A 12,438-nucleotide genomic window follows, 5' to 3' on the forward strand; every position below is an offset into this window, starting at 1 on the left:
ACTTGGATTGCTTCGTTGCTCCGCTCCTCGCAATGACGAAGGCTCCACTTCGAGGTTCGTCCCATGACCCGCATCCAGCTCGTAATCTCCGATGTCGACGGCACGCTCGTCACCACTGACAAGCGGCTGACCGATCGCGCCCGTGACGCGGTGGCGCGGCTCGAGGACAGCGGTGTCGGCTTCACCCTCACCTCGAGTCGTCCGCCGGTCGGAATGCGGATGTACAGCGATCCGCTCGGCATCACCCTGCCACTCGGACCGTTCAACGGCAGCTCGATCGTCGATCCGGAGCTGACCGTGATCGAGCAACATTTGATCCCGGACCATGCCGTGGCGACGAGCCTCGACCTGTTCGCGCGCAACGGCATCGACGTCTGGCTGTTCACCAACGACAATTGGTATATCCGCCGCGACGACGGCAAATACGTGCCGCACGAACAGCGCACCATCCAATTCGCGCCGGCGATGGTCGATGATTTCGCCCCGCTCGCCGGCCAGGCCTGCAAGATCGTCGGCGTCAGCGCCGACTTCGCGTTGCTCAAACGCTGCGAACCGGAGCTGCAGGCCGCGCTCGGCGATCGTGCGCTGGCGGTGCGATCGCAGGACTACTATCTCGACGTCACCCCGCCCGGTCGCAGCAAGGGCACCTTCGTGCAGGCGATGGCGCAGCGGCTCGGCATCGCGGCGGAGGCGATCGCCACCATCGGCGACATGCAGAACGATCTGCCGATGTTCGGCGTCAGCGGTCTGCCGATCGCGATGGGCAACGCCACCGACGACGTCAAGCACCAGGCGGCCCACGTCACCGCCCGCAACGACGACGACGGCTTCGCCGCCGCCATCGACTTCATCCTGGATCGCAATGCGAGCCTTGACCGCTAACTCTGTTTCGACCGCTGCATCGCCGGTTTCTCGGTCGACGCCTTGGCGGCGGTGAGATTGTTGGCGGTGTTGATCAGCGCGATGTGGGTCAGCGCCTGCGGGAAATTGCCGGTCTGGCGTCGTTTGCTCGGGTCGTATTCCTCGGCGAGCAGGCCGACGTCATTAGCGATGCCGACGACACGGTCGAACAGTTCCTTGGCGCGAACGATGTCGCCGACCAGCACATAGGCGTCGGCGAGCCACAGGCTGCAGGCCAGGAACGCGCCCTCGGCTGGGCCGGTCTGATCCTTGTTTTCCCGCGGATCATGGCGCAGCACGAAGCCGTCGACCAGCAACCGCCGCTCGATCGCTTCCAGCGTCCCCTTGATGCGCGGATCGTGAGGCGCCAGAAAGCCGACCGCCGGAAGCAGCAGCACGCTGGCGTCGAGCACATCGGCGCCGTAGTGCTCGACGAAGGCGTTCTGCACCGGGTCGAAACCCTTTTCGCAGACCTCGCGGTGAATCCGGTCGCGCAGGCTGCGCCACTCCTCGAGCGGCGCCTTCAATCCGAAGGTCTCGGCGCTCTTGATGCCGCGATCGAACGCCACCCAGGTCATCACCTTGGAGAACACGTAGTGCTTGCGCGGGCCGCGGCGTTCCCAGATGCCACTGTCGGGCTGGTCCCAGACCTTCGACAAGTGCTGCAGCACCGCGCATTCGATCGCCCAAGAGTCGCCGTCGAGGCGCAGCCCGGCGTGGCGCCATTGATGAAAAGCGTCGATCAGTTCGCCGTAGACGTCGAGCTGCACCTGCGCATGCGCGGCATTGCCGATCCGCACCGGCTGCGCGCCCTGATAGCCGGCGAGCCAGTCGGCCTGCCACTCCAAAAGCCGGCGTTCGCCGTAGATGCCGTACATGATCTGCATGTTGGCCGGATTGCCCGCGACGGCACGCAGCAGCCAATCGTGCCAGGCAGCGGCTTCCTCGGTGTAGCCGTTGTTCATCAGCGCGAACAACGTGAAGGTGGCGTCGCGCAGCCAGCAGAACCGATAATCCCAGTTGCGGGAGCCGCCGAGCTTTTCCGGCAGCGAGGTGGTCGGCGCCGCCACGATGCCGCCCGACGGTGCGAAGGTCTGCGCCTTCAGTGTGATCAGCGAACGCATCACCAAGTCGCGATATTCGCCCCGATAGGTGCAGCGTCCGGCCCATTCGGCCCAGAATTCCTCGGTGTCCTTCAGCGCCTGGTGGGGGTCGATCTCGGTCGGCACCGGCAGATGCGACGCGCCGTAGGTCAGCACCAGCGGCACGACCTCCCCTTCGGCGACCTCGAACTCGGCAACGGTGGTCATATCCTTGCCACAGGTGGCGACCGGAGTGTGCAGCACGACCATATCCGGGCCGCAGATCGCCAGCAGCGCGTCGTCCGCGCCGCGCTTGACCCAGGGAATGCTCGCGCCGTAGCCGAACCGGATCACCAGCTGCATCGCGACCTTGATCCGGCCGCGGTCGCCGCGCACCAGGCGGACGACGTCGGAGGCCGATCCGCGCGGCGGCATGAAATCGATCAGCGTGATGCTGCCGTCTGCCGTCTCGAACGTCGTCTCCAGGATCAGGCTGTCGCCGCGGTAACGCCGGCTGCAGCGAACGATTTCGTCGACCGGCGCGACCTTCCAGCGACCGTTCTCCTCGCTGCCGAGCAGCGCCGCGAAACAGGCCTCGGAATCGAATGACGGCCAGCACAGCCAGTCGATCGAACCGTCTCGGCCGACCAGCGCCGCGGTCTCGCAGTCGCCGATCATGGCGTAGTCTTCGATGTTCCCGGGCAAAGCGTTCACCCTGCGCTGCGGCGATCGGCGGTCGCGGTGAGCAGAGCTTGGCGGTTGATCGCGGCGGCAATGTCCTCGATCGCCTTCGGCAGCCGCCGCCGCCAGTTCGGATGCTCGGATACCGTGCCCGGGACGTTCGGCTGATCGAGCACGCCGAGCAAATCCTCCAGCGCGATCGCCAACAGCCGCGACGGCGTCCGCGCCAGGAAGGTCAGCACCGCGTAGATATCGTCTTGCTCGATGCCCTGATGCCGCAGCGCGTCCCCGAGCATCGCCAGCGCATGCCGGCGGCTGTCGTCGCTTTCGCCGGGATCGACTCCGATCGAGCGCTTCAGATGCAGATCGGTCGAGGCACGCCAGCCCGAATAGGTGGCGAGGTCGTGGGTGTTGAACGTGACCAGCGCGTTCGGCAGATAATGATCGAGCCCGAAGAACCAGCCCTGGTGGAAGTCGCGCTCGAACATCATCACCCGGTACGACCAGATCCCCCAGGCCGCGAGGCGGTCGCGGAAGCCGTCGGGCACGGTGCCGAGATCCTCGCCGATCACCACGCAGCGATGCGCGACACTCTCCTGCGCGGTGACCGCGAGCAGCGCCTCGAACGGCATCTGGACATAGACGCCCTGATGCGCCGCGAAGCCGTGCGGCACCAGATACAGCCGGTTCAGCCCGAGCACGTGATCGAGCCGGATCGCGCCGGCATAACGCATCGAGGCGCGCAGCATCTCGCGGAACGGTGCAAACCCGGTCAGCTCCAGTCCCGGCGCGTTGAAGCCCGCCAGGCCCCAGTTCTGGCCGGCCGTGTTGAGCGAGTCCGGCGGCGCGCCGACCGCCAGCAGCCGCGAGATCGCGGTCTGTTCGTTCCAGGCGTCGAAGCCGTCGCTCTGCACCCCGACCGCCACGTCGAGATACAGCCCGACGTTCATGCCGCGCGCCGCGGCGAGATCGCGGCAGCCGCGCAACTGATCGTCGGCGCACCATTGGGCAAATTCGACGAACTCCACATCCCTGCCGTCGGGGCCAGCGCGCAGTTCGGCGCAGCGCGCGTCGTCGGGACGGCGCCATTCCTCCGGCCAGTCCCACCACGGGTGCCCGAATTTGTGCCGCAGCACCTCGAAGCAGGCGAACCGCGTCAGCAGCGGCGCGCGCTCGCGGCGAAACGCCTCGAACGCTGCGCGGCGGGCGGTCGACGCCGACGCGCAGAACGTCTCGAACGCCGCGCGCAGCCCGCGCCATTTGACCGCCGCCACGGCCGCATAGTCGATCAGCTCACCGTCGCGCAGCGCCGCCATGGTCTGGGCATCGACCGGCCGGTCGGTGGCGGAAAACTCCGGCAGCCGCTCAACGTCGACGTACAACGGATTGAGGAACAGCCGGCTGTTCGGCGAATACGGACTGCAGTCACCGGGACGGTCGTCGAACAGCGCATGCAGCGGATTGAGCCCGATGCCGCCTGCCCCCAGCGCCGCCGCGAGCTCGATCAGATTTGCCAGATCGGTGAAATCGCCGATACCCCAGTTGCGGCCCGAGCGCAGGCTGTAGAGCTGCACCGCGACCAGCCAGGATCGGTCGAACGCGCCGCCGTACGCCTGCGGCGGTGCGACCAGCAGCGGCTGCTCCTCGGTGTGGCCCGATGCGTCGCTGAGCCGCAGGCGGTAGCTGCCGGGCGGCAGGTCCTGCGGCCACGTCAGCGATCGCTCGTCGGCGACGCCGTCAGCCAGCGTCGCCGCCTCGCCGATGATGCGCCACCGTACCGGCAGCGCCGCCTGGACGCCGAGTTCGGAGCGACAGGTCTCGCCGCGCCGGATCACCACGATCCGATCCAGCAACCTTCGCTCAGCCGGTTGCGGCATCGCCTCGGTGATCAGCGCCAATGCCTCTGGCGGAGTGATGTGGCGGTGCCCCTGACCGTCGTAGAATTCGGTCTGGATGCCCAGCTCGGCAGCTCTGGTGAATAAATCCATTAAGCACGCTGTCTCACGCCGCGCGGGGTGCGCCGCGAATCCACCTGTCCCAGGATAGTCATATCGAACGCAATTGCGTAGGGTGAGTTCCATTGGAACCAGCTCGGTCGAGAAGCTTTGTAGACTGGGACCCGCTGGTTCGCCATGGGACGAGCGTCCTAGATCGCGGGCATCACCTCACTCAATCGATCGTGGGCAATTGTGAACAAGTCGACGCAAGCGATTCAAGCCGCCGCTCAGGGCGGCGCTTTTCACATCGAAGACATCTATCCGCTGATCGACGGCGGAAGATTTGCGGTGAAACGAATTGTCGGCGAGCCGATCGAGGTATGGGCCGACATCTACCGGGACGGCCATGAAGTCATCGCGGCCGCCTTGATCTGGCGCCGCGAGCAGGACAGCACCTGGCAACGTGTGCCGATGGGGCTCGACGTCAACGATCGCTGGTCGGCGACGTTCACACCGCAGCAACTCGGCCGTCACGTCTATGCCATCGAAGCCTGGACCGACGAATTCGCCACCTGGCGGCACGGTGCCGAGCTGAAGCTGAAGGCCGGCCAGGATCTGTCGCTGGATGCGCTGGAAGGCGCCGGACTGCTGACCAAGGCGCAGACCGACGATCCGGAGGTGTTGCGGATGATTCAGCAACGCTGCGAGGAATATCTGCGGTCCGGCGACATCGCGCCGCTGCTGGTGCCGGAATTGCTGGACGCAATGGCGAACAGTCAGGCACGGCCGGACCTCACCCGCACCGCTCCGCTGCCGCTGATGATCGACCGGCCGCGGGCGCGCTTCAGCGCGTGGTACGAGATGGTGCCGCGCAGCCAGGGACGCGATCCCGGGCGCCACGGCACCTTCGGTGACTGCATCGCCCGACTGCCGGACGTCGCCGCGATGGGCTTCGACGTGGTGTATTTCACCCCGATCCATCCGATCGGCCACACCAACCGCAAGGGCCGCAACAACTCGCTCAAGGCCGAGCCCGGCGATCCCGGCAGTCCCTACGCGATCGGCGCGGAACAAGGCGGCCACGACGCGGTGCATCCGGAGCTCGGCACGATCGAGGACTTCCGCGCCTTCGTCGCCGCCTGCGAAGTGGTCGGCATCGAGGTTGCGCTCGACATCGCCGTGCAGTGTTCGCCGGACCATCCATGGCTCAAGCAGCATCCGGACTGGTTCAAGCGTCGCCCCGACGGCTCGATGAAATACGCCGAAAATCCGCCGAAGAAATACGAGGACATCGTCAACCCGGATTTCTCCTGCGAAGACGCCGGCTCGCTGTGGAACGCGCTGCGCGACGTCATCCTGTTCTGGGTCGATCAGGGCGTGAAAATCTTCCGGGTCGACAATCCGCACACCAAGCCGCTGCGGTTCTGGGAATGGCTGATCCGCGAAGTGCAGCTTCGCCATCCCGACGTCATCTTCCTCGCCGAAGCCTTTACCCGGCCGAAGCTGATGAAGGGGCTGGCCAAGCTCGGCTTCACCCAGTCCTACACCTACTTCACCTGGCGCACTCAGAAGTGGGAGATCGAGGAATACTTGCGCGAGCTCGCCCGCTATCCGGAGCGCGACTATTACCGGCCGAACTTCTTCACCAATACGCCGGACATCCTGCCCTATCATCTTCAGGGCGGAGAGCCGTGGATGTTCAAGTCCCGCCTCGTTCTCGCCGCAACGCTGTCATCGACCTATGGCATCTACAACGGCTTCGAGCTGCTCGAGCACGAACCGATCCCCGGCAAAGAGGAATATCTCGATTCCGAGAAATACGAGATCAAGATCCGCGACTGGGACAAGCCCGGCAACATCAAGCCGTTTATTCGGGACATCAACCGCATTCGCAGCGCCAACACGGCGCTGCACCAGACCAGCAATCTTCGCTTCCTCGACGTGCAGGACCCGAATGTGACCGGCTTCGTCAAGACCTCCGTCGACGGCACCAACGCGGTGGCGGTGGCGATCGCGCTCAGCGCCGACTACCATGAATTCTGGCTGCCGCTTGGCGACGTCCAGATCGAAGTCGCCGGCGAGCGCCGTCCGGTGGTGGCGGTGGAGAACCTGCTGACCGGAGAACGCCACGCGCTCGACTGGGGTGGGATCAACCTGCGGATCGATCCGCATCGGGATCCGGCGCTGCTGTTCCGTTGTCTGGCGTGAGTGCGTAAGCCATGAACGAGATGTCATCGATCACCCCGATCGACAAGCCGGGCGTGGAGGGCAGTGACGAGCTCTGGTACAAGGACGCCATCATCTACCAGTTGCACGTCAAGGCGTTCGCCGACAGCAACAACGACGGCATCGGCGACTTCGCCGGCCTCACCGAGAAGCTCGATTATCTGCAGGATCTCGGCGTCAACACGCTGTGGCTGCTGCCGTTCTACCCGTCACCGCAGCGCGACGACGGTTACGACATCGCCGACTACGGCGCGATCAATCCCGATTTCGGCACGATGAAGGATTTCCGCCGCTTCATCGTCGAGGCCAAGAAGCGCAATCTGCGCGTGATCACCGAGCTGGTGATCAACCACACCTCCGACGAGCACAGATGGTTCAAACGGGCGCGGCGCAGCCCGAAGAACTCCAGCGCGCGGAACTGGTACGTCTGGAGCGACACCGACCAGAAGTACCAAGGTACGCGCATCATCTTCACCGACACCGAGAAGTCGAACTGGACCTGGGATCCGGAAGCCGGCCAGTATTACTGGCACCGGTTCTTCTCGCACCAGCCCGATCTGAACTTCGACAATCCGCGCGTCGTCAGCGCCGTCGTCAAGGTGATGAAGCGCTGGCTCGACACCGGCGTCGACGGTTTCCGGCTCGACGCAATTCCCTATCTGTGCGAGCGCGACGGCACCAACAACGAGAACCTTCCCGAGACGCACGCGGTGATCAAGCGGCTGCGCGCCGAGCTCGACACCTACGCCAAGGGCAAGCTGCTGCTCGCCGAGGCCAATCAGTGGCCCGAGGACGTCCAGCAGTATTTCGGCGACAGCGACGAATGTCATATGGCGTATCACTTCCCGCTGATGCCGCGGATCTACATGGCGATCGCGCAGGAGGACCGCTTCCCGATTACCGACATCATGCGGCAGACGCCCGAGATTCCGGCCAACTGTCAGTGGGCGATGTTCCTGCGCAACCACGACGAGCTGACGCTCGAAATGGTCACCGATGTGGAGCGCGACTACCTCTGGAAGACCTATGCGGCCGACCCGCGGGCGCGGATCAATGTCGGCATCCGCCGCCGCCTGGCGCCGCTGATGGACAATGACCGCCGCAAGATCGAGTTGATGAACTCGCTGCTGCTGTCGTTTCCCGGCACCCCGATCATCTACTACGGTGACGAGATCGGGATGGGTGACAACATCTATCTCGGCGACCGCAACGGCGTGCGCACGCCGATGCAGTGGTCGCCCGATCGCAATGGCGGGTTCTCGCGCGCCGACCCGGCGCGGCTGTACGCGCCGCCGATCATGGACCCGGTATACGGCTACGCTTCGGTCAACGTCGAGGCGCAGCAGCGCAGCCTGTCGTCGCTGCTCAGCGCGATGAAGCGGCTGATCGCGGTGCGAAAATCAACGTCGGCGTTCGGCCGCGGCAGCATGACCTTCATCCGCCCGAGCAACCGCGCGGTGCTCGCTTATGTCCGGCAGCATCAGGACGAAGTCATTCTGTGTGTCGCGAACTTGTCGCGTGCCGCGCAGGCGACCGAGCTCGATCTGTCGCCGTGGAAGGACCGGGTGCCACAGGAAATGCTCGGCCGCACCAAATTCCCGGCGATCGGCGAGCTGCCCTACATGATTACGCTGGCGCCGTTCGGTTTCTACTGGTTCAGACTGGAAGAGCCCGGCACCGCAGCCCACGTCGCGCCCGCCTCGACGGTGCCGGAATTCATCACCCTGGTGGTGCCGCTCGGCTCGACCTGGATGACGCTCGGCCGCACCCGCTCGATGTTCGAGCACGAAGTGCTGCCGACGTTCCTGTCCCGCACCCGCTGGTTCCCGGAGCGCAATCCGCGCGCGATCCATCCGCGGCTCACCTCGGCAATCCCGTTCGCCAACGAGGGCGACAACCGTCCGTGGCTGGCGTTCTTCGAGGCGACGCTGCGCGGTGCGACGTCGCGCTATCTGCTGCCGATGCAAATCGACTGGGTGCGGTTCGATCGCGAACGCTATAATCCCCGCGCATTTGCAGCGGTCCGCCAGGGCGCCCGGGAAGGCACCCTGCTCGACGTCGCCGCCGACCCGTCGTTCGTCGATCTGTTGCTGGAGAACGTTCGCAGCGCCCTCACCGTGGTCGGCGACAATGGCGACCGTCTGGAATTCCGCCCCGGCTCCCGGCTCGCGGATCGGCCGGCCGGGCCGTTCCAGAACATCCGGGCCGTCGAGACCGAGCAGTCGAATTCGACCGCCCTGGTCGACGAAGACTATGTCGTCAAGCTGTATCGGCGTCTGCAGGTCGGCATCAATCCCGAACTGGAGATGGGGCGCTTCCTGACCGAGGTAGCCGGCTACTCCAATACCCCGGCGTTGCTCGGGAGCGTCGAACTGGTCGAGGGCGACACCACCAGTGCGATCGCCGTGGTGCACGAATTCGTCGGCAACCAGGGTGACGGCTGGACTGTCACCTCCGGCTACCTCGATCGCTATATCGACGAACAGCGTGTACTGATCCGCGCCGAAGAGAATACCGAGAGCGACCAACTCGCGCCCTATCTGCATTTCATGCAGCAGACCGGCAGGCGCGTGGCTGAGATGCATATCGCGCTCGCCGGTCATCCCGATGTGCCCGACTTCGCGCCGGAGCCGATCGCCCCCGACAACTCGCGACACTGGACGGAGACCGTCTCGGCCGCGGCGGAGCGGGTGCTGGACGAGTTGCGGCGTCGGCGCGATATGTTGAAGGATGCGGACAGGGCGCTGGTCGACGAACTGGTGGCGGCACGCGATGTGCTGATGAACCGCATCCACGACCTGCCCGGCGGCGATGGCGGCTTGAACATCCGCCACCATGGCGATTTCCACCTCGGGCAAATGCTGATCGTCAAGGACGATGTCTACATCATCGACTTCGAAGGCGAACCGCGCCGAACCCTCGAGGAGCGGCGCGCCAAGGCTCCGGCGGCGCGCGACGTCGCCGGCCTGGTTCGCTCGATCGACTACTCGACGACCGCGGCGCTCGACCGTGCGTTGAAGGCTGTCTCCGACGAGCCGGGCCGGCTGACCGAAGCGCTGGACCTGTGGCGGATCCGTGCTACCGCGGCCTTCCTCGAGGGCTACCGCCAGACCATGGGCGACAGCCCGGTCTGGCCGGCCGACGCTGCGGCCGCCAACCGCCTGCTCGACTTCTTCCTGATTGAAAAGGCGTTGTACGAGATCGACTACGAGATCGCGCATCGTCCCGACTGGGTGCGGGTGCCGCTGGCCGGCATTCTGCGCATCCTGTCGCCGCCTCCCGAGGAGCTTTCATGACCGTGCAATTGAGCGACGAAGCCTACGCAGTTCTCGAAGCCCGTCATGCCGATCCGTTCCGCTATCTCGGCCCCCATCCCGAGGACAACGGTACCGTTGTCCGGGTGCTGCTCCCCGATGCGACCGCCGTCGAGGTGGTCGGCGACAACGGCGACTCGGCGTCGCTCGAACAGATCCATCCGTCCGGCTTGTTTGCCGGACCGCTGCCCGGCGCCGCGCCGCGCTACACGCTGCGCGCCCGGTTCGGAGAGGCGACGGTCGAGTTGCAGGATCCCTACCGCTTTCCGCCGATCCTGACCGACTTCGATCTGTATCTGCTCGGCGAAGGCACCGACCAGCGGCTCTACGACAAGCTGGGCGCCCATCCGATGGAGCTCGAGGGTGTCGCCGGCGTCGCCTTCGTGGTTCTGGCGCCGAATGCGCGCCGCGTCAGCGTGGTCGGCGATTTCAACTACTGGAATCCGCTTCGCCATCAGATGCGGGTGCGCGGCAACGGCTATTGGGAGCTGTTCATCCCCGGCGCCTGCGCCGGCGATCACTACAAATTCGACCTCTCCGGCCCGCATGGCGAGCAACTGCCGCAGAAGTCCGATCCCCTCGCCTTTGCCGCCGAGCTGCGGCCGAAGACCGCTTCGATCGTGGTCGATGCCACCACGCTGCCAAAGCCGCGGCCGGCCCCGGAGAACATCAACGCGCTGTCGGCGCCGATGTCGATCTACGAAGTGCATCTCGGCTCGTGGCGCCGCAAGGACGGCGACCAGTGGTTGACCTATCGCGAACTGGCCGAGCAGCTTCCGGCCTATGTGCGCGACATGGGCTTCACCCACGTTGAATTCCTGCCGGTCAGCGAGCATCCGTTCGACGGCTCGTGGGGCTATCAGCCGACCGGCCTGTACGCGCCGACCTCACGGTTCGGAACGCCGGAAGACTTCTGCGCGCTGGTCGACGCCTGCCACGCCGCGGGCATCGGCGTGATCCTCGACTGGGTGCCGGGCCATTTCCCCGACGATCCGCACGGCCTCGGCAATTTCGACGGCACCGCTTTGTACGAGCACGCCAACCCGATGCAGGGGCGGCATCTCGACTGGGGCACGTTGATCTACAATTACGGCCGCACCGAAGTGGTGAATTTCCTCACCGCCAACGCGCTGTTCTGGCTGGAGCGCTACGGCATCGACGGGCTGCGCGTCGATGCGGTGGCGTCGATGCTGTATCTCGACTACAGCCGCCCGGCCGGGGGCTGGATTCCCAACAAGTTCGGCGGCCGCGAGAACATCGAGGCGATCGATTTCCTGCGCCGCTTCAACGCCCAGGTTTACGCCAATTTCCCCAACGCCACCACCGCGGCGGAGGAATCCACCGCCTGGCCGCAAGTGTCGCGCCCGGTCGAGTTCGGCGGGCTCGGCTTCGGCTACAAGTGGAACATGGGGTGGATGCACGATACGCTGAACTACATCAGCAAGGATCCGATCCACCGCAAATATCACCACGGCCAGATCCTGTTCGGGCTGCACTACGCGTTCTCGGAGAACTTCATCCTGCCGCTGTCGCACGACGAAGTGGTGCACGGCAAGCGCTCGATCCTGGGACGGATGCCGGGCGACGAGTGGCAGCGGTTCGCCAATTTGCGCGCCTACTACGCGTTCATGTTCGCTCATCCCGGCAAGAAGCTGCTGTTCATGGGCAGCGAGTTCGGCCAGGAGCGCGAATGGAACCACGACCGTTCGCTCGACTGGCACCTGCTCGAATACCCGAAATACGCCGGCGTGCAGGCGCTGATCCGCGATCTCAACAATCTGTACCGGTCGCTGCCGGCGCTGCATCAGCTCGACTGCGATCCGTTCGGCTTCGAATGGCTGATCACCGAGGATGCCAATCGCAACGTGTTCGCCTGGATGCGCAAGGGCAACGACACTCGCTCGCGCTGTCTGGTGATCGTCAACTTCTCGCCGAACGTGTATCAGGATTATCGCGTCCGGGTGCCGTTCCCGGGCCGCTGGCGCGAAGTATTCAATTCGGATTCGGCGGTGTACGGCGGCAGCAATGTCGGTAACGGCGGCGAGGTCCGCCCTCGTGACGGCCTGGTGCCGGAACTCAGCCTGACGATTCCGCCGCTCGCGGCGATCTTCCTGACACCGGAGGATTGACGCGTCGCGATGCGGCTCACTGCCGACCGGCTCGACCAGGGCCGTCGGCAGCAGCGGCTGCTGTGCTGATGTCGACGGAATTGCAGGACTGCAATGTGACAGTCGGATGGTGCCACCGCGTACGCGCGTGCCATCGTTGTGCACAAACCCGTTCCGAACAGCAGATTTA

The 12,438-nt window shown here is 65.3% G+C and carries 6 protein-coding genes; 4 read left to right on the forward strand and 2 right to left on the reverse strand.

What is annotated here, in order from left to right; genetic code table 11:
• Nucleotides 1-63 precede the first annotated feature (63 nt).
• A complete protein-coding gene (locus DWA33_RS16085) occupies nt 64-882 on the forward strand; it encodes a Cof-type HAD-IIB family hydrolase (protein ID WP_114359148.1) in 819 nt (272 codons plus the stop codon).
• On the opposite strand, the gene DWA33_RS16090 is transcribed toward DWA33_RS16085, so the two are convergent.
• Both DWA33_RS16090 and malQ read right to left on the reverse strand, forming a co-directional pair.
• Nucleotides 879-2,687, reverse strand: coding sequence for a glycoside hydrolase family 15 protein (locus tag DWA33_RS16090; RefSeq protein ID WP_114359266.1), 1,809 nt, complete (start codon nt 2,685-2,687; stop codon nt 879-881). The two genes, DWA33_RS16085 and DWA33_RS16090, sit on opposite strands and share 4 nt — an antisense overlap.
• Before the next feature lie 5 nt (nt 2,688-2,692).
• Nucleotides 2,693-4,651 (reverse strand): 4-alpha-glucanotransferase, encoded by a 1,959-nt coding sequence (gene malQ / locus DWA33_RS16095; protein WP_114359150.1) that lies wholly within the window; start codon nt 4,649-4,651, stop codon nt 2,693-2,695.
• Nucleotides 4,652-4,852: 201 nt separating this feature from the next.
• On the opposite strand from malQ, the gene DWA33_RS16100 reads away from it, so the two are divergent.
• The 3 genes from DWA33_RS16100 to glgB are packed head-to-tail and all read left to right on the forward strand — an operon-like array spanning nt 4,853 to nt 12,269.
• Nucleotides 4,853-6,808, forward strand: coding sequence for an alpha-1,4-glucan--maltose-1-phosphate maltosyltransferase (locus DWA33_RS16100; RefSeq protein WP_114359152.1), 1,956 nt, complete (start codon nt 4,853-4,855; stop codon nt 6,806-6,808).
• Nucleotides 6,809-6,819: 11 nt separating this feature from the next.
• Nucleotides 6,820-10,122: a maltose alpha-D-glucosyltransferase gene (gene treS, locus DWA33_RS16105; RefSeq protein ID WP_114359154.1), complete on the forward strand. Its 3,303-nt coding sequence runs from the start codon at nt 6,820-6,822 to the stop codon at nt 10,120-10,122.
• Nucleotides 10,119-12,269: a 1,4-alpha-glucan branching protein GlgB gene (gene glgB / locus DWA33_RS16110; protein ID WP_114359156.1), complete on the forward strand. Its 2,151-nt coding sequence runs from the start codon at nt 10,119-10,121 to the stop codon at nt 12,267-12,269. Before treS ends, glgB begins: the two co-directional genes overlap by 4 nt.
• Nucleotides 12,270-12,438: the final 169 nt, after the last annotated feature.

Origin of the sequence: Rhodopseudomonas pentothenatexigens (genome assembly GCF_900218015.1) — a bacterium.
GTDB classification, from domain to species: Bacteria; Pseudomonadota; Alphaproteobacteria; order Rhizobiales; family Xanthobacteraceae; genus Rhodopseudomonas; species Rhodopseudomonas pentothenatexigens.